The sequence below is a fragment of the Wolbachia endosymbiont of Litomosoides brasiliensis genome, from assembly GCF_013366805.1.
Classification (GTDB): Bacteria; Pseudomonadota; Alphaproteobacteria; order Rickettsiales; family Anaplasmataceae; genus Wolbachia.
Genome location: NZ_WQMO01000001.1, coordinates 59049 through 77091, shown reverse-complemented (window position 1 = coordinate 77091; position 18043 = coordinate 59049). Strand labels below are relative to the sequence as shown.

At 35.4% G+C, this 18043-nt stretch carries 17 protein-coding genes, 1 tRNA gene and 2 pseudogenes; 7 read left to right on the top strand and 13 right to left on the bottom strand.

The genetic code is table 11. The features are described 5' to 3' along the window. Window positions 1-34 precede the first annotated feature (34 nt). Window positions 35-662, bottom strand: a pseudogene (locus GO684_RS05865) (ATP-binding cassette domain-containing protein). Next, window positions 655-1062 (bottom strand): annotated as a pseudogene (locus tag GO684_RS04980) (ABC transporter permease). Before GO684_RS04980 ends, GO684_RS05865 begins: the two co-directional pseudogenes overlap by 8 nt. Window positions 1063-1676: 614 nt before the next feature. Here GO684_RS04980 and rpmF point away from each other — a divergent pair. From rpmF to GO684_RS00340, 3 genes are read left to right on the top strand one after another with little or no spacing between them, the layout of a single operon-like run. Next, window positions 1677-1859, top strand: a complete 183-nt coding sequence (gene rpmF / locus GO684_RS00350; protein ID WP_175938135.1) for a 50S ribosomal protein L32 — start codon at window positions 1677-1679, stop codon at window positions 1857-1859. Window positions 1860-1869: 10 nt separating this feature from the next. After that, window positions 1870-2904: a phosphate acyltransferase PlsX gene (gene plsX / locus GO684_RS00345; RefSeq protein WP_175938134.1), complete on the top strand. Its 1035-nt coding sequence runs from the start codon at window positions 1870-1872 to the stop codon at window positions 2902-2904. Beyond that, window positions 2897-3877 (top strand): beta-ketoacyl-ACP synthase III, encoded by a 981-nt coding sequence (locus tag GO684_RS00340; protein ID WP_175938096.1) that lies wholly within the window; start codon window positions 2897-2899, stop codon window positions 3875-3877. Before plsX ends, GO684_RS00340 begins: the two co-directional genes overlap by 8 nt. 16 nt (window positions 3878-3893) lie before the next feature. Here GO684_RS00340 and GO684_RS00335 read toward each other — a convergent pair whose 3' ends face one another. The 5 genes from GO684_RS00335 to GO684_RS05460 all read right to left on the bottom strand — a co-directional run bounded on the left by GO684_RS00335 (window position 3894) and on the right by GO684_RS05460 (window position 10016). Then, the gene (locus GO684_RS00335; protein ID WP_175938095.1) at window positions 3894-4262 is read right to left on the bottom strand and encodes a hypothetical protein; all 369 of its coding nucleotides are present in this window, start codon (window positions 4260-4262) and stop codon (window positions 3894-3896) included. Window positions 4263-4385: 123 nt separating this feature from the next. Further along, complete coding sequence (locus GO684_RS00330) at window positions 4386-6053, bottom strand: aminopeptidase P family protein (RefSeq protein ID WP_175938094.1); 1668 nt, start codon at window positions 6051-6053, stop codon at window positions 4386-4388. Beyond that, window positions 6040-8094: a tRNA uridine-5-carboxymethylaminomethyl(34) synthesis enzyme MnmG gene (gene mnmG / locus GO684_RS00325; RefSeq protein WP_175938093.1), complete on the bottom strand. Its 2055-nt coding sequence runs from the start codon at window positions 8092-8094 to the stop codon at window positions 6040-6042. The genes GO684_RS00330 and mnmG overlap by 14 nt, the downstream gene beginning before the upstream one ends. 1223 nt (window positions 8095-9317) lie before the next feature. Next, the gene (locus tag GO684_RS00320) at window positions 9318-9503 is read right to left on the bottom strand and encodes a hypothetical protein (RefSeq protein WP_175938092.1); all 186 of its coding nucleotides are present in this window, start codon (window positions 9501-9503) and stop codon (window positions 9318-9320) included. 378 nt (window positions 9504-9881) lie between these two features. Continuing rightward, on the bottom strand, window positions 9882-10016 hold the full coding sequence (locus GO684_RS05460) for a hypothetical protein (protein WP_255419629.1): 135 nt from the start codon (window positions 10014-10016) through the stop codon (window positions 9882-9884). Here GO684_RS05460 and GO684_RS05675 point away from each other — a divergent pair. Beyond that, window positions 10015-10227, top strand: coding sequence for a transposase (locus GO684_RS05675; RefSeq protein WP_175938091.1), 213 nt, complete (start codon window positions 10015-10017; stop codon window positions 10225-10227). The genes GO684_RS05460 and GO684_RS05675 overlap by 2 nt on opposite strands. A 402-nt stretch (window positions 10228-10629) precedes the next feature. On the opposite strand, the gene GO684_RS00310 is transcribed toward GO684_RS05675, so the two are convergent. Next, a tRNA-Gly gene (locus GO684_RS00310) sits at window positions 10630-10702 on the bottom strand. Between the two features lie 150 nt (window positions 10703-10852). On the opposite strand from GO684_RS00310, the gene GO684_RS00305 reads away from it, so the two are divergent. Further along, window positions 10853-11473 (top strand): ribonuclease D, encoded by a 621-nt coding sequence (locus tag GO684_RS00305; protein WP_175938090.1) that lies wholly within the window; start codon window positions 10853-10855, stop codon window positions 11471-11473. 182 nt (window positions 11474-11655) lie between these two features. Here GO684_RS00305 and GO684_RS05670 read toward each other — a convergent pair whose 3' ends face one another. From GO684_RS05670 to serS, 5 genes are all read right to left on the bottom strand, one after another. Then, window positions 11656-11796 (bottom strand): transposase, encoded by a 141-nt coding sequence (locus GO684_RS05670; protein WP_175938089.1) that lies wholly within the window; start codon window positions 11794-11796, stop codon window positions 11656-11658. Between the two features lie 252 nt (window positions 11797-12048). Beyond that, window positions 12049-12216 carry a hypothetical protein gene (locus tag GO684_RS00295; RefSeq protein ID WP_175938088.1) on the bottom strand — a complete coding sequence of 56 codons (168 nt, stop codon included), beginning with the start codon at window positions 12214-12216 and terminating at the stop codon, window positions 12049-12051. 59 nt (window positions 12217-12275) lie between these two features. Beyond that, window positions 12276-12542 (bottom strand): hypothetical protein, encoded by a 267-nt coding sequence (locus tag GO684_RS00290; protein WP_175938087.1) that lies wholly within the window; start codon window positions 12540-12542, stop codon window positions 12276-12278. A gap of 493 nt (window positions 12543-13035) precedes the next feature. After that, window positions 13036-14307 carry a phosphoribosylamine--glycine ligase gene (gene purD, locus GO684_RS00285; RefSeq protein ID WP_175938086.1) on the bottom strand — a complete coding sequence of 424 codons (1272 nt, stop codon included), beginning with the start codon at window positions 14305-14307 and terminating at the stop codon, window positions 13036-13038. A 32-nt stretch (window positions 14308-14339) separates the two neighbouring features. Further along, window positions 14340-15617, bottom strand: coding sequence for a serine--tRNA ligase (gene serS, locus GO684_RS00280; protein WP_175938085.1), 1278 nt, complete (start codon window positions 15615-15617; stop codon window positions 14340-14342). Window positions 15618-15770: 153 nt separating this feature from the next. On the opposite strand from serS, the gene GO684_RS00275 reads away from it, so the two are divergent. Both GO684_RS00275 and dusB read left to right on the top strand, forming a co-directional pair. After that, window positions 15771-17102 (top strand): hypothetical protein, encoded by a 1332-nt coding sequence (locus GO684_RS00275; protein ID WP_175938084.1) that lies wholly within the window; start codon window positions 15771-15773, stop codon window positions 17100-17102. Next, complete coding sequence (gene dusB, locus GO684_RS00270) at window positions 17087-18043, top strand: tRNA dihydrouridine synthase DusB (RefSeq protein WP_175938083.1); 957 nt, start codon at window positions 17087-17089, stop codon at window positions 18041-18043. Before GO684_RS00275 ends, dusB begins: the two co-directional genes overlap by 16 nt.

Here is an 18043-nt window from a genome sequence, read left to right as displayed (position 1 = left end):
TTTTTATATATTGATTCTTAGTATTTCTTATTTCTTAAACTGTTCCATAGGAAATAATGCCTCCTTCATATAATACTGCCATTTCATCAGCCATTTTGAATCGCCATGAATATCGTGTGTGATTGTGATAACTGTAGGGCTAGGGTCTTTAGGCAGTTTTACTATATTTGACATGATAGGATCTAATCCTGAAGTTGGGTCATATCCAATATAATAATTTCTGGATTGTATGTAACTGCTCTTGCAAGTGCTACCATTTTCTTCATTTCACCTGATAACTCTATCGGAAGCATATCTGATATGTTTTCCTCTAGCCCGGACACAATTTAACTTTTCAACTGCTAATTGCTTTGCCTCCTTTTTGCGGATATTGAAACGTTTCCTATAATTAAGAGGCATATTTTCCCATACTATAACAAGTCAAATAAAGCGGAATTTTGAAAAAAACCTAAATTTGCTTTTACTTTTGCTATTTATTTTAATAGATCCTAGATCCAATGCCAGTAGGCCGATAACCGTTTTTGTTTACAGATTTGCTGCTTCCTGAGCCCCAAGTATAACTAGTAATTCTCTTTCTGTATGACAAAACTTATGTCGTTCAGTATTGTCCTATCACTAAAAGATAGGTGCAAATTTGATATTGATACCACGGGGCTATACATGGATCAAAGTAATCATACAGTCTGCTAGAATAATCAGCATAGACAATAAAACAACAGTTGATGTTGTAGCAATAACAACTCCTCGGGCTCCTTCTTGACAACGGTAACATAACAGCAGCTTGAGACGGAAATTATAGCACCAAAAAGCAGTTGCTTTTATTACCCCGGTGATAAAAACATACATATTAAAGAATTGAGTTGTGTACTTGATATATATTTAAGTTATGGTTAAATTTTAAAAAACTGCAGCGATATATCCCTCGAATACTCCTATTAGATCCATGCATGTTGTAAATATAGGAAACACTATAGCTGATGCTAAAATCCTTGGTGTAATTAAGTATTTGAAAGGATTAATATCCAAAATTACAAGTGCATCTATTTGTCCGATGATACGCATCATATTAATTCCTGCAGCAATTGATGACCCAACCCTTTCTTACCATTATTAAACTAACTAAAACTGGTCCTAAATCTTCAATAATAGTGACCGTGACAAGTTTGGGTATTATCTTGTTCTGGACTAATCAACGAACCACTTAAACTGCCTTGCAAAACTACTACTCCCTATAAAATTCCTGTGAGTCCAATAATTGGCAGAGAGAAAAAGCCTATTTCTATGATTTGCCTTGCTACATTACTCAAATAATATGGTGGTATGAAGCAACAATATAGGGTCGAACAAAAACATGAATGTACTACCAAGCCTTAATAAGAGATTGATGAAGCATCCACCGATTATTCTAATACCATTTTATATAAACGAACTCACTTTGCATTTGTCCTAGCTAAAAATTAGTTTTACCGATTTTGTTATAATCTTTATTAACTTAATCGCAGAGTATAGCTAAGATTTGTCCTAAGTTCAACATGCTCAGGTCAAAATACTTCAATTTAAAACTTATGGAGTTTAATTGTATAAGCAAACCTTACTTATTTTACTATCACTGTTTACTTCTTGCAAAAAACATGCTACTAATAAATTTTAATTTTTCAAGTAGAATGGAGGGAGTTTTGGCAGTTCCAAAAAGAAAAAAGTCAAAGTCAAAGCGTAATATGCATCGTTCTCATCATGTTATTGAGCCTAAAAATATTGTAGTATGCACAATAACTGGAGAATTTATGTTGCCTCACAGTATAGCAGTTGATGGTAGCTACAAAGGAAGACGAGTTTTCACCAAACAACAGGCAAAATAATTATCATGATATGCTACCCACGGTTAACAATATAACCATTGCACTTGACGCTATGGGAGGTGATTTCGCACCTCTTTCAGTGATTCAAGGTGCAGGTTTTTTTTTAGATAATCTTGTTGATCCAGACATAAAAGTTTTTTTTCATATTTATGGAGATCAGAAAGAAATATCTCCTTTGCTTTCAAAATATAGAAAAGTAAGTGATAATTCTGAATTTACTCACTGCTCTGATAATGTTCTCGCAAATGATAAGCCGTCCTTTGCACTGAAATATCGTAAAGATTCAAGTATGAAGGCTGCCATTGAAGCAGTGAAAAAAGGCAAAGCTTCCGGGGTGGTATCTTCAGGTAATACTGGAGCATTAATGGCAATTTCTAGGTTTATTTTAGGAACATTACCAAACGTTTATCGTCCTGCTATAGTATCCACCTGTCCAACTAAGACAAAAAACTTTGTATTGCTTGATCTTGGCGCTAATGTTGATTGCAATGCTGACTCATTATTTCAATTTGCGTTGATGGGAAGCGTGTTTGCAAAAATAGCATTAAAAGTTGACAATCCTGAAGTTGCTTTGTTAAATATTGGTACAGAAGAAGTTAAAGGCAATGACTCAGTACGTGGCGCTTTTGAGCTACTAAAAAGTACTCCAGGCATTAATTTCAAAGGATATATAGAGGCAAGTGAATTTTTAGAGGGTAATGTAGATGTAATTGTTGCTGACGGTTTTGTTGGCAATGTGATGCTTAAAACAGCTGAGGCAACTGCTAGCACTTTTATCAATCTAATAAAACAGGAAGTATTCAATTCGTGGGCAACAAAGATGCTTGTTGGTATGTTATTAAAATTCAAGCTGAATAAAGCATTAACGCGTTTTAATCCTAAAATCAGAAGCGGAGCCATGTTTTTAGGGCTAAGTGGCATTGTCATTAAGAGCCATGGAAATTCTGATGCCGTTTCTTTTGCCCATGCTATAAAATTTGCAGCAAACTCCATCAGTGAAAATTTAAACCAAAAGATAATCAGTGAGGTAAATCAAATTGAATAAAAGTTTTATATTAAGCACTGGATCTTACCTACCAAAAAAAAAGTTGGGCAACGACAAGATTGCATTAATGGTTGAGACAAGTGATGAATGGATTAGACAGAGAACAGGAATAATTCAAAGGTGCATAGCAGATGAAGCAGAGTTAACGTCTGATCTAGTTGTTAATGCAGCAAAAAATGCTATAGAAAAAGTTCAAATTTCAGTGGATGAAATTGGGTTAATCATAGTTGCAACAACAACGCCTGATAAAACTTTGCCTAGCTGTGCAACAATTGCACAAAATAAGTTAAGATGTAAAAACGCATTTTCTTTTGATGTGCAAGCAGCATGCTCTGGTTTTATATATGCAGTTACAATTGCTGATTCGCTCACAAAATCTAATGATAGAATTAAGTATGCATTGGTGATAGGTGCCGAAATAATGTCTAGAATTGTTGATTGGAAAGATAGGTCAACTTGCGTACTGTTTGGTGACGGTGCTGGTGCAGTGATAATGAAATCTACAGCGCATTGTAATGAAATAACAGAAAAATCTACAAGAGGTATCATATCAACCAACTTATACTCTGATGGCAATGTAGACGTATTATGCACAGACGGAGGTATATCCTCAACTGGTGATTCTGGAAAAATATACATGAATGGTAGAGAAGTGTTTAAGCATGCAGTGGATAAGTTGACATCCTCAATAGAAGAAACACTAAGATGCAATAATTTGAAGATTACTGATATCGATTGGTTAATTCCCCATCAAGCAAATATTCGTATTATTGAAGCTGTAGTAAAGAAACTAGATTTTCCTATGGAGAAAACAATTAATACAGTTGACCAACATGCAAATACCTCGGCAGCATCAATTCCACTAGCACTTGACTACGCAATACAAAAATCAAAAATAAAACTGGGAAGCTTAGGGTTACTAGTTGCAATAGGTGCAGGCTTAACTTGGGGTTCCATACTGCTACGCTATTAATAACTTCAGCCCACTACTACTTGTTACTTTCAATCTTTTCTACCAATTTTTTGACTAAGCCCCTCAGTTTTTTACTGGACTCATCAAGCTCCTGAATCTGCGAGCCATCCTTTTTCATGAGTTCCTTATAATTACTTCTTATGTAGTCAATCATTTCCTTCATCTGAGCAATCATCTTGTTAATACTTATACTACCCAAATTAGATGCTATCTCGGGCATAGAATTATCTAACATGCCACCAGCCATAAGTTGCTGAGACATTTGCATAAATGGCTTCAAGGTCTGATTAAGTAATTCAGGATCCTTAGCTAATTTCTCTATTTGCTCTTTACAAGTATCTATATACTGCTTCATAAATTCATCTTCTTGTACTTTACCCATCATAATTACACCTACTTAAAAATATACATCTTCTATTATATATTATTTTTAAATTAAAAACAATACAAAATACCCACCACAATTGTATCAATATTTTATTAAACAATAAAAAAGCTGTTCTTTTGCTTATAAAGAGTCACATATTTTCTTTAACCATTTCTTATTTTTGATACTATCTTCTAAGTTCTTATAGACAAACTGGTGATAGTTATTTATCCATTCAATTTCATCTTTAGTGAGCATTTGCACATCTATTAGCCCTCTATCATATGGAATGGAGGTCAGTTGTTTAAAATGTAGAAAGCAATTTTCTTGCTTGTCAACATACATTAGATTTTCAATTCTTATTCCATACTTTTCTGAAATGTAGTAACCAGGTTCATTGGAAAGTATCATTCCTGGTATGAGTTTTACTTTATTTCCTTTCGATATTGCTTGCGGCCCTTCGTGTACTGATAAATAGCTCCCTACTCCATGCCCTGTGCTGTGCATATAATCTATTCCAAATTTCCATAAGTGAATGCGTGCCAATGTGTCCAATTCTCCGCCAGTAGTGCCGTAAGGAAAGACTGCACTAGCTATAGCAATGTGAGCTTTCAATACTATTGTATAGTAAGTTACTTGTTCATTGGTTGGATTGCCAATTACTACAGTTCTTGTTACATCAGTTGTGCCATCAAGGTATTGGCCACCAGAATCAATCAAATATAGTCCATCTTTCTGAATGATTCTGTTTGTCTCACTGCTTGCACGATAATGGACTATTGCTCCATTTTCATTAAATGCGGAAATTGTTGGAAAACTTGGTTGCTTAAACAAATCCTGCTCTTTTCTATATTCTAAAATCTTTTCTTCTGCTTCAAGTTCTGTGCTGGTATTATTTTTGATCCAATGTATAAAATTTGTAACTGCTATTCCATCTCTGATGTGTGCATTTACAGCTCCAGCTATTTCAGTTTGGTTTTTTACTGCTTTGTAAAGCAAGCAGGGATCTTCCTTTTCAACTATCTGCTTATTTTTTATTATATCCACAATACTCATTGGAGTTGTACTTGGATCTGTAATTATCGAATTTAGCTTGCACAATGAATTTTTGAGCTCGCTAATGTCAAAGATGTCTACATGATTATCTAAATTTTCTTCTATGGTCGAGTGTTTTTTATCTTGAATAAACAAGTCAATGTTGCCATTCTTGTACAATATAGCACGACCCAATATACATGGAGTATATTTAGCACTTTCATTTCTTAGATTTAATAACCATGAAATTGAATTCGGGTCAGTCAAAAGTACTGCTTCAGCTTCTTTATTTATGCTTTTAACTACTTTTTCACATTTACTCTTACTACTTTCACCGGAATGCTCAACCGCGTGCGAAACTACCGTTTGTTCTCTATGGCTAATTTCTTTTTGAATTGAATATGGTACCAATTTACAAATATCTTTATATTTTCTTATCTCTTTTACAGTAAAATATTGCAAATAGTAACCTAGCGAGGTAGTCAATGTTAAGTTTGCTTTTACCCATTTATGTGGATCCTCTTCTTGTATATTATATACTTGAAAATTGCCCTGATCGAGCTGATTGCGAGCTTGTATGATGTAGCGTCCATCCGTAAAAAATGGGCACTTGTCGTCTTTCGTAACGATAAGTAGCCCATTTGTTCCTGTGAAACCACACAACTTAGTTAACTCGCCCGAATATTCATTTAAATATTCGTCTTTGGTATGCAACATAAACGCATCAACGTTTATTTCACACATAAAAGAACGGAACTCTTCAATTTTTGACATGGACACCTCGTACAGAATCAGTAGCTACTTTCGTTTTCCTATTTCTCAAATACACCAATATGCTAACTATTGCCGCTGGAGTGATACCTTGTATTTGCTTCGCAATACCAATCGTTGCTGGTTTAATTACCTGTAGTTTTTCTATTACTTCGCTCGATAAGCCTTTAACTTGTAAATAGTTGAAATCGGTTGGAATTTGAGTGTTCATTTCCTCTTGTAAAAACTTCATATCTGCTTCTTGTCTTGCTAAATAAGGTTTGTATTTCGCTTCAATTGCAATTGCTTCGCATATTTCATTTTTAATTGTGTTACTTGTTATTTTGCTGTCACTCCAGTACCCTGTTTTGTCATTCCAGCGCGTGACGCTGGAATCTACATCTCTTTTCTGGATTCCAGCATCAGCCACTTGGATGACAGTTTGACCTGCCTTGTTGCCATTCCAACATGTAACATTAATTAACTCTGGCCATATTTCTTGTAATTTATTCCAATCAATATTTGGATAGCTAAGTAGATCTAATGCCGTTTTCCTTATTCCATCATAAGATATTTTAACACCATAAAACCTGAGCTGCTCAGGAGTAATTTTCAGACTCTCTAATTTCTCTTCAAGTTGCCTAATAGATTTAAGCTTGTTTTGCAAAACAGAGTATCTTTTATGCGATACAAGGGAAATGTTATAACCTTTTTGCGTTAATCTCCTATCTGCATTATCAGACCTGATTGCTAGTCTATATTCCGCACGTGAGGTAAATAATCTATAAGGCTCAGTCACTCCTTTGGTGACCAGATCATCTATCATTACGCCGATATATGAATCTACACGATGGAGAACAAAGCTTTCTTTTTTTTGAGATGCAGAGAGTACTGCGTTGATTCCGGCGATAATGCCTTGCCCAGCTGCTTCCTCATATCCAGTAGTACCATTAATTTGGCCAGCAAAATATAGACCTTTAACTTTCTTAGTTTCTAGAGTATGAAATAGCTCTCGTGGATCAATGTAATTATACTCAACCGCATATCCAGGTCTTAATATTTCTGCGTTTTCAAGCCCTTTGATACTATTTATCATTTTACATTGCACTTCAATAGGCAATGAATTTGAAATTCCATTTGGGTAGACAGTATCATCATCAAGCCCCTCTGGTTCTAAAAATATTTGGTGACTACTTTTTTTTGCGAATTTTTTCACTTTAGCTTCAATTGATGGGCAGTATCTTGGTGCAACAACGTCATTCAGATATGAAGAAGCTGACCTGTGAAGACTCGCTTGGATTATTCTGTGTGTGTTCTCATTAGTATAGGTAATGAAACATGAGACTTGAGGTTGATTAATTTTTTCTGTGAGATAAGAAAACGGCATGGGTGGATTATCACCTACTTGCTCTTCTAATATTGACCAGTTTATAGTACCACGATCAAGCCTCGGTGGAGTTCCGGTACGCAATCTGCCTAATTTAAAATCGTACTTCTTCAACGTATTTGCAAGTTTCACTGCAGACTTATCTCCCATTCTCCCCGAAGGGGTTGTTTGTTCTCCTATATGAATCACACCTTGTAGAAAAGTGCCCGTAGTTAAAACAACTTTGCTTGTCAGTATCTGTTCTCCTGAGCTCGTTATAATAGCTTTAATGTACGGTTCTCCGTTGCTATTACTTTCGATAAGGAAATCATCAACTGACTCCTCTTTTACTGTTAAATTGTCATGATTTAAAATAATTTCCTGCATCGCTTTCTTGTATAGTTTTCTATCTGCCTGTGCCCGTGGCCCCCACACCGCTGCGCCTTTACTGCTATTTAAAATGACTGAATGTATGCTTGCTTGATCAATTGCTCTTCCCATTATTCCGTCAAGGGCATCAATCTCTCTAACTACAATACCCTTTGCAATTCCTCCAATAGCTGGATTGCAAGACATTTCTCCTATAGTTGAAATTTTATGGGTTATAAGTAACGTGCTTGCACCGAGGCGAGCTGCTGCTGCTGCTGCTTCACATCCTGCATGACCACCACCTACCACTACTACGTCATATTTATTCATGCTTTCCTGAGTAATTCCTACTCTACTATTATTTCAACTATCAGCAATTGATGTCAAACTTTCCAGTAATACAGTTGCTCCTTCTATCACTCCAACATTGCACATTAGCACAACAGAAAATAGAAACTTTTCTTTGATGAGCTAAAACTGGCTCGTACTCTTTCTCTGTTAGAGAAGAACATTCAACTATAGAGAGGTGGTATATTTATCCACTTTTTCAGCTATTGGTACCTACTATATGCTGTAAATATCACTACAATCGGCACCATTTCCCCCTATTGTGGTACCTGCTAAAGTTGCAGAACCTATTCCAACCACCGCACCAGGAAAAATAGAAGTTGCGGCCGCAGCAAGATCAACTTCAATTACAGCACTTGTAAAGCATACACAAACAAACTTGAAGAGATCCTTTTGGAAAATTTTCCTTTTCTTACACTATCACATATATAATATGCACTCAATAACATTACAGGAACGGCGGCAATAATTCTACCTATTACCAAAGGCAATAAAGCTGTGAAACTTTAACACCCCTAATTTGTAAATGCTTCTATTACTGACGCTACACCTAAAAATATTAAATCTCCACCCACACGACTTCCCTAATTTTGATAATAACAATACTCTACAAAGCTTCAAGTCCTCTCTATCGTCATTAGAGTTTGGCTAATCGGATAAGCAAAGTAATTTTACGGTATTATCTTGGAAAAGAGAGTGGGAGGAAGGATTCGAACCCTTGACTTACAAACATTCCAGCTATCAACAACTGATAGCAAATTTTACAATAAATAAGGCACTACTCAGCATCAGTTCATGAACTGCTTTAATTATAAACATAAAGAAATCTACCAAATAGAAAAAAAGGAAAAAGAATCCCTGGTTAATACCTATTTCCTGCATTGGAGTTTTCTAATACCAATTCTCATTTGCACAAAGCGCTCTCAAGCAAAGCAACTGCATTATAGACTTTATAGGATTGAGTTCGGGAAGTATGGTGGTAGGTATATAATTCTGACGCTTTTAGGTACCTTTAAATTTTCTGACTTATGCCACTAGCACAATTCATAATAAGAAAGGCTTCCCATATTCTTAAATATTGTGACATCTGTTTAAGAAACATACTCATACAATCAGTGTTAACAATTCCAGTGCAAATAAGCTAGCACGCTCTTCATTGCCAGGATTAACTGCACTGTAGAGATAAAAACTCTGCCTACCTAATTTTACTTTAACCTGTGTTCCGACGCCTTTTTCAAATCACCCGTGTCAACTTTCGAATGTACACCAAACCACGACTCATTAAAGAAAAATAACTTTTGTTTAGGATACTTACCAATATTCTCATTAGTTTTTTTTAACTTTTCCTGTCTATCTTTATCTTGTTCATTATGAATTGATCTTGGCGGCAATATACAAAAACTTCATTTTTTGCATATTACGGTGTACTGTAGACTTGCTGATATTCAAGCCAAATTTTCCCTAGATTATTATTCTCATTTCTTTAACTGTAATATTAGGGTTTTCTTATATCCATACTTCGACTTATTCAAATTAACTCTGATTCAATTTAGTTTTTCTACGAACGTTGAAGAGGAGAAAATAATTTTCCTTCTCTTTCAAGTTTTAGGTCCTTCATCCATATAATCAACGCTGTTCTTGAAATGCAACACATTTTTACTATGGCTGCTATACTATGTGTCTTTGCTGCAATTACAGCATTCAGTTTTTTTGCAATATATGCATTATCTCACATTTTTCAGCACCTCTTTTGCTGATTCCCAACTTTTTCATCCAATAATTTTGATTTCAATGCCATTAAACCTCACTACTTTACTTACTGCAGCATGGCTTTTTTTATTATCATCTACCGTTCCTTGTGCAGTGGGAATTAGCATTAAAACACGAGAAGTCTTTTTTGTCATGGATTATGCTCGTCGGCATAAGTCAAAAAACTTAAAGGTACCTAAAAACATCAAGACTATATACCTACCACCATATTCACTCGAGTTTAACCCTATTGAGAGACTTTGTTTGTATATAAAACAGAACGTTTTGCGCAATAAAGTCTACAATGCAGTTGCCTTGCTTGAGAGCGCTTTGGCAAATTTGTTACCTTTCTTTCCCACCCTATAATTAAACAACTCTGCAATGCTACTTATTTGATCAATTAAAAACAAGAATTAGTATTACTAACTCTTTATTTTAAAAACTTGACGTTGAATACCTTGAATAAGCACGTTTCAACTTATATAGGTAAAACCTAGAAACTTTATAAAGACATAATGTACAAATACTACAAAAAATTAAACACTAATACGCTAAATACACAAGATCTTTTTGCCATCCCAACTTGCCCAGATTAGGAAGTTATAATAGAACAGCTCCGTTACTATGGTAACGGGAGCTAGAAGGTATGCCAAGTAATTTTTTGCCTTTCTATGGAACACTTTTACCTACCTAAAATGTTTGTACCCTAACCATAAATTGACCGAATAGATGAAGTAATTTTTTCATGTGGCAATTCTTGAAAAAAAGAGCGGAAGAAGGGATTCGAACCCTCGACCTCAACCTTGGCAAGGTTATGTTCTACCAACTGAACTACTCCCGCAATTAACTTAAATTTACTCCTTAATTATAGACATATACAACAATTTGTAAACCACATGCATACTAAAATATGAGGAACGATGCCTATATATTTGTGTACTTAAAGCTTACTTTCAATTATTATTGACGTTTTGTTATTCTACAAAGCCTTATGAAGATATTTGTATATAAAAATGACTTGCCAGTTAGTTCAATACCAGATAATGTAAGGGCTATAGCTGTTGATACAGAAGCAATGGGGTTGCTTCATGTCAGAGATAGGTTGTGCCTTGTACAGCTCTCTTTTAATGATGGAAATGCTCACCTGATTCAATTCAAAAATGATTACACTGCTCCAAATTTAAGGAAAATATTGGGGGATAAAAATATAACTAAAATATTTCATTTTGCACGATTTGATGTTAGCATAACACGTTATTATCTAGAAACTTGGGCACTTCCATGCTATTGCACAAAAATAGCTTCACGTTTAGTTCGCACCTATACAGATAATCATAGTCTGAAAGAGTTATGCTTAGAGCTGCTTAATACTAAATTAAATAAGCAGCAGCAATCTTCTGACTGGGGAAGCGAGAATTTAACAGACAAGCAAAAAAGCTATGCTGCATTTGATGTTTTGTATCTTCATAAGATAAAGGAAAAGCTAGATTTAATGTTGGAGCGTGAAAATAGAAAAGAGTTAGCACAAAAATGCTTTGAATTTCTTCCTGCTCGTGTTGAATTAGATTTAATGGGATGGGAAAATGTAGATATCTTTAATCACCAAGTGTAGCCTGTAAAAAGTTTTTTGCTTGCCAAAATATTTAGGGCACTTTTTTAAGCTCTTTATATTAATTCTTATCACTAGTAGATCAAACAAGCAACATTGCAGAGTTGTTTAATTACAGGGCGAAAAAGAAAGGTATGAATTTACACAAAGTGCTTTCAAACGAAGCAATTGTATTATAGACTTTATTATGTAAAGTGTTCTGTCTTATTATACAACCAAAGTCTTTCACTAGGATTGAGTTCGGGTGAACATGGTGGTAAATGTATAATCTCGATACTTTTAGGTACCTTTAAATTTTCTAATTTATGCCAACTAGCATAATCCATATAAGAAAGGCTTCTTGTGTTCTTAAATATTGCAACATTTATTTAATATTCATAAGATCAGTGTTGACCGCGGTGCAAATAAGCCAGAACTCTCTCCATTTTTAGGATTAGCTGCACTGTAGAGATAAAAATTTTATTTACCTGATTTTACTTTAACCTGCATTTTAATGCCTTTTTCAAACACCAGCGCCCAACTTTCGGATGTGTGTTAAACCGCGATTCACCAAAAAAAACAACTCTTGTTTAGGGCGCTTACCAAATAGTCTCATTAGGTTTTTTAAAACTCTTCCTATCTACCTTTACCTTGCTCATTATGAATTGTCTTGACATAATATACGAAAATTTTATTTTCTGCACATTGCGGTGTAATGTAGACTTGCTAACATTCAAGCCAAACCTTCCTGAATGCCCTATTCTCATCTCTCTAATAGTAATATTGGGTTGGGGTCTTCTTGCATCTACACCTCAACTTATTTAAATCAACTCTGATCCAATTTAGTTTTTCTATGATGTTGAAGGGAAGTAGACAATTCTTCTTTCCTCCAAATTTTAGGTGCTTTATCTATGTAGTTGGTACACCTTCTTGAAATGCAATATATTTTTACTACGGCTGTTATACTGTATTTTTTGCTGCAATTACAGCATTTAGTTTTTTTTGCAACGTATGCATTACTTCGCACCTCCTTCAGCGTTTCTTTTGCTGGTTCCACGACTTTTCTATCCAGTAATTTTGATTTCAATGCCATTTAAATTTGCTATTTTACTTACTTCAGTACAGCTTCTTTTCCATTATTATCCACCCGTGCCTTGTACAGTAGGAATTGGTATTACTATTACTCAAATATTGGCGTTTTTTATTCTAAATGCTACAGTTCTGCAGTTCTTATGCAACGAACTTGATGTTAAGAAATTCACTAAGCAGGGAAAGAAGGAGAACCAAAGGTAGAAGCATTCAAATCTTCCTTTGTCAATTTGCTGCTCTTTGCTGTCTTAAACACCTTCTAAGCATATTTCAACTTATATTTTGGTATAAAAACAGAAGTCTTATAAAGATACACGATGCATATAGTGCGAAAAATTAAATATTGAGATACCAAACACCCTAATTTTTTTATCATTAACCTGCACGGATTGCAAAGATAAACAACTAGCTTCAGCACTGAAATAAGAAAGAGCTTGCGAAGCTTGTCAAGTGGTTTTTTGCATTTCTACGAGTTACTTTCTTAGGCGCAGCTAACATTAACTTCCAATGTCGTATCTGAAGAAACCTCCTGGCCATTCTAAAAAATTTAACGCAGAGTACACTTTACTTTTAGCTTCTTCTAAAGTATTCCCTTCCCCTACTACATTTAACACTCTTCCGCCATCGGAAACCCAATTGCCGTTTTCATCCAACTTAGTACCAGCATGAAACACCAGTACACCAGGAATACTCTCAATTTTACCCAGTCCTTTAATTATATCTCCCTTTTGATAGTCACCTGGGTAGCCTTTGCTTGCAACAACTACACAAACTATAACTTTGCTATTGAGCTCCACCGTTTTAGTACTTAACTTTCCCTTTGCAACTGACAACATTAATTCCAACAAGTCACAACTTGCATCAAATCTAGGTAATATAGATTGTGCTTCAGGATCACCAAACCTAACATTATACTCAAGAAGTTTTAAACTATCTTTGCAAATCATCAAACCAGCAAAAAGCACTCCTCGATAAGGGGTTCCCATGTTAGCCAATGCTTGAATTGTAGGATATATTATTCTTTGGATAATTTTTTGTTCCATATCCTTACTTATAATTGAAGGTGAGGAGTATGAACCCATACCTCCAGTATTTTGACTGTCATTATTCTCATCAGCCCTCTTATAATCTTTCGCATACCCAAGGGTTACTACTTTTAATCCATCAACAAGAGCAAAGAAGCTTACTTCCTCCCCAACTAAAAATTCTTCTATGATTATTTCTTCACCTGATTTACCAAATTTTTTTTCCACCAACATTGAGTCTATTGCTGAAAAAGCCTCATTTTCTGTATTGCATACCACTACACCTTTCCCTGCTGCGATTCCACTTGCTTTCACTACAAGTGGCAATTTTATTTTATTACTGCGTACAAAATTTTTCGCTAATCCCTCATCAACAAAACACTCGTACTTGGCAGTTGGTATGCTGTATTGTTTACATATTCCCTTGGTAAAGGATTTTGATGCTTCGAGTTTTGCAGCCGCTTGACTTGGAGCAAAAACATTTATTCCCTCTGCAACTAAGTTATCAGCAAGCCCATCAATTATTGGTTGTTCTGGACCAATAATAACTAATTCTATACTTTCTCTCTTGCAAAATTGTGTCACATCAATTGAATTTTGAATATTTATATTCACAAGAACTCCGAGATTTTTCATAGCTGAACGGCCAGGAGTGATATATAACTCGGTCAAGATAGGAGACTTCTTTAAAGCCCAAAGCAAAGCATGCTCACGCCCACCAGAACCTACAACCAGAACCTTCATCTCTATTTCCTCGTTTTTGTCTATCGAAACTATTATTTGTTTACAACAATACCATTGCTCATGTATTTTTGCAACACGTTTGGTATTGCAATTGACCCATCAGGATTTTGATAATTCTCCATTATGGCAATAATTGTTCTTCCTATAGCTAAAGCCGAGCCATTTAAAGTGTGAACATATTTTTTCACCTTTTTATCTGCTTCCAAAAAGTATTTAGCACTCATTCTCCTTGCCTGAAACGCACCACAATTTGAACAGCTTGATATTTCTCTATACTTATTTTGCTCAGGTAACCACACCTCTATATCATAAGTCTTTTGCGCAGCAAAGCCCATATCGCCGCTGCATAGTAGCATTACTCTATATGGCAATTCTAATTTTTTTAATATCTCCTCAGCAACACCTATCATACGCTCAAGTTCATCACTTGATTGATCTTCAGTTGTGATGCTTACCAACTCTACTTTACCAAATTGGTGTTGCCTTATCATACCTCTAGTGTCTCGTCCAGCACTGCCAGCCTCTTTACGAAAACATTCTGAATATGCAGTAAAACGAATAGGCAGTTCCTTTTCTTCCGCTATTTTACCAGCAACTGAATTCGTTAAAACCACCTCACCTGTAGGGATTAATCTCAATTCACCGGTAGTTAGGTACGAGTCATCAGAAAATTTCGGTAGCTGACCAACGTTATACATAGCTTCATCTTTTACCAAGGCTGGGTGATATACCTCAGTATAGCCAAATTCATTAACATGCATTTCAAGCATAAAATTTATTAGCACTCGCCCAAGCTTAGCTAACTGCCCTTTTAATATTGCAAATCTTGACCCAGAAATTTTCGCTGCTTGCTCAAAATCCATTAAACCTAACCTTTCTCCGAGCTCATAATGAGACTTCGGCACGAAATCAAATTGCCTTCTTTCTCCATATTTCCTCACCTCTAAATTAGAGTTCTCACCTGCACCTATTGGCACATCCTGCACAGGGATATTCGGCAAATTAGATAAGATGTTAATTAACTTATCTTTTTCTATTTGCTCTTTTAAGCTGATTGCTTCTATCTCGCTTGTGATATTTTTTGATAACTTTATTTGCTCTTCACAAGGGCTCTTGCTCATTTTGAGCTTTTTTATTTTCTCCGTGATTTCATTGCGTTGCCTATTCAAATCTTGCAACTTAGTGGTCAACGACCTTTTCTCGTGATCAACTTTTAATATCTCTTCTGCAGAAAACTCTTTCACTCCCCTACTTTCCATTGCTTTTTCAAATCCTTCAGAATTTTGGCGTATATATTTTATATCATGCATACATTGTGCTACTACTGATACTGTTACTGTACTTTAAAAGCTTTTAATACTCAATACTTTTGCATATACCACGAATGGATGCTAGGATCATCATGGTTGACTTTACCCTTAGAATTTGTTAAAATTTAGTTAACTTGCATTCACAGAGTAAATATGTCAGACACTATAGAAGAGAGCACTTGCTTTATTAAGCTCAAGGTCGGTGGGAAATTTGCTATTTACGCTTTTAGTATACATCTGGCAGCTACGTTTACTATTGGCTATTTGGGGTTGGCAATAGGATCTCCCCTCCTAATCTTACCACTTGCTGTGTTAATCTCTCATCCTATAGTTTGGATTGTGATCGGGATAGCTCTTGCAGTAGCATATAAAGTTATTGAAATCTTATACCACTTAGTAAAGGATTATATTAATGGAAGAGGAGCAAATCAAGAAAATCAAAAGACTCTAAGTGAAAATAGTGGTACTAGCAGTAAATATAGTTCAAGGAACGATAGTTGTAGAAGCTCTATCTCTATCGCTTCAAAAGACAGTGGTTTGGGCAGTAAAAAGTTCAATGAAGATTTACAAACTCTTGTACATCAGACAAACGGAGGAAAATATGCTTACTGGCTACAGCAGCATGATATTGCTCATATTGCAAGAATTAAATATGGATATTCAGAAAGCTCTTCGGATGATGTATTTTTCTGTATTCCTGGCAATCTTGAAGCTTTGAATGAAAGGCTGATAGAATACGAAAATAAGGTGGAACAAGAAGATCGAAAAGTAACGTTCACCTCAGTGGTGAACTTAAGAAATTGTCATTGGACCACATTAGTTATTGCGTATAATCCAGGCAGTGGACAATTTAGAGCCTATTACTGTGATTCTTTTAGTGCCAAACTACCACGTTTTGGTAGTCAACGTAGTAATATAGAAAACGCAAATGAAATTAAAAACGATTTAATGCTTCCTCTCAACAAGCAAGCTTGGGCATTAAGTACACAAGGAAGAAAAGAAATGAGCAAAGATGTGCAAGAAACAGCACAAACGTGTAAGAAAAGAAAAGATGGATTAGTTAACGTTCCAATAAATACTGACAGTATAGTAAGTGCACTGGAAGCGGCCTTGGGAATTGGGAATGATGATATAAGAAGCTCCTCAATTAAACAGCAAAATGATGGCTATAACTGCGGAATATTTGCATTAGAAAATGCTCATAAAATTACACAAATGTTTAAGGAAAATAAATCATTTGATGAGATTGACGCAGAGCTATCGAAATACAAACCTGATTTAAAGCAATTAAAAGAGAAAAGAAAAGAATTTGCAGAAGCGCTTATGAATGACACAGAATGGAAGGAACATTTAAAATACGGATTGTTATGTGATCTTCCGCCAAGTACGCAAACATCTATTACTTTAAAAGAGCAAAATGTTCAAGCTTGTACACCATGGATTTATAATAAAAAATTGCCATTAACTCCATGCCCCTGCAAATAGGAAATGTGATGATTGATTCTCCGGTGATCTTAGCTCCAATGTCTGGAGTGACTGATTATCCATTTAGAAGCATTGTAAAGAAACTTGGTGCAAGCTTGTTAGTGTCAGAGATGATTGCAAGCAGAGCTATGATCATGCAAACTCGCCAAAGTATACAAAAAGCGAAAGTTGATGAATTAACTGCTGTACAGCTTGCTGGATACGAGCCAGATGTAATGGCAGAAGCTGCAAGATTAAATGAGAATATGGGAGCTAAAATCATAGATATAAATTTTGGTTGCCCAATTAAAAAAGTTGTGAATGGTTATGCAGGATCAGCGCTAATGCGCGATGAAAAAAAGGCTGCTGAGATAATAAAGGCTGTAGTCAAAGCGGTGAACGTGCCAGTTACGGTGAAAATGCGTACCGGGTGGAACGATGAAAACCGTAATGCCCCACGTTTAGCAAAAATTGCAGAGGACCTTGGAGCAAAGATGATAACTGTGCATGGAAGAACAAGGACACAGCTCTATAACGGTCAAGCAGATTGGAAATTTATTAGAAATGTTAAAGAGCAAGTAAAGATTCCAGTAATAGTAAACGGCGATATTAAAAATATGAATGATATTCAAAACGCACTCAAAGAATCTGAAGCAGATGGAGTAATGATAGGTCGTGGCGCTTATGGTAGACCTTGGTTGATTAACCAAGCAATAAACTTTTTAAGTGGAAGTGAAATTTCCGAGCCAACAGCTTCAGAGAGACTGAGCATCATACTTGAGCATTATGAGAATATTCTCGAGTACTATGGAAATGACATGGGAATAAAGATGGCTCGCAAACACATAAGCTGGTACAGTAGCGGGTTTAAGAACTCATCCGAATTTCGCATGAGAGTAAATAACACAATAGATAGTATAGAAGTGAAAGAAAATATAGTTAGCTTCTTTAGTCAAACATGA

Coding starts and splice junctions, on each gene's coding strand:
- GO684_RS05675 (WP_175938091.1), top strand. CDS start 10,015: ATGGATTATGCTCGTCGGCATAAGTCAAAAAACTTAAAGGTACCTAAA.
- GO684_RS00305 (WP_175938090.1), top strand. CDS start 10,853: ATGAAGATATTTGTATATAAAAATGACTTGCCAGTTAGTTCAATACCA.
- GO684_RS00335 (WP_175938095.1), bottom strand. CDS start 4,262: ATGATGGGTAAAGTACAAGAAGATGAATTTATGAAGCAGTATATAGAT.
- GO684_RS00290 (WP_175938087.1), bottom strand. CDS start 12,542: ATGGCATTGAAATCAAAATTACTGGATAGAAAAGTCGTGGAACCAGCA.
- GO684_RS00295 (WP_175938088.1), bottom strand. CDS start 12,216: ATGAGAATAGGGCATTCAGGAAGGTTTGGCTTGAATGTTAGCAAGTCT.
- GO684_RS00275 (WP_175938084.1), top strand. CDS start 15,771: ATGTCAGACACTATAGAAGAGAGCACTTGCTTTATTAAGCTCAAGGTC.
- purD (WP_175938086.1), bottom strand. CDS start 14,307: ATGAAGGTTCTGGTTGTAGGTTCTGGTGGGCGTGAGCATGCTTTGCTT.
- GO684_RS05460 (WP_255419629.1), bottom strand. CDS start 10,016: ATGACAAAAAAGACTTCTCGTGTTTTAATGCTAATTCCCACTGCACAA.
- GO684_RS05670 (WP_175938089.1), bottom strand. CDS start 11,796: ATGGATTATGCTAGTTGGCATAAATTAGAAAATTTAAAGGTACCTAAA.
- mnmG (WP_175938093.1), bottom strand. CDS start 8,094: ATGAATAAATATGACGTAGTAGTGGTAGGTGGTGGTCATGCAGGATGT.
- serS (WP_175938085.1), bottom strand. CDS start 15,617: ATGCATGATATAAAATATATACGCCAAAATTCTGAAGGATTTGAAAAA.
- GO684_RS00330 (WP_175938094.1), bottom strand. CDS start 6,053: ATGTCAAAAATTGAAGAGTTCCGTTCTTTTATGTGTGAAATAAACGTT.
- dusB (WP_175938083.1), top strand. CDS start 17,087: ATGCCCCTGCAAATAGGAAATGTGATGATTGATTCTCCGGTGATCTTA.
- plsX (WP_175938134.1), top strand. CDS start 1,870: ATGCTACCCACGGTTAACAATATAACCATTGCACTTGACGCTATGGGA.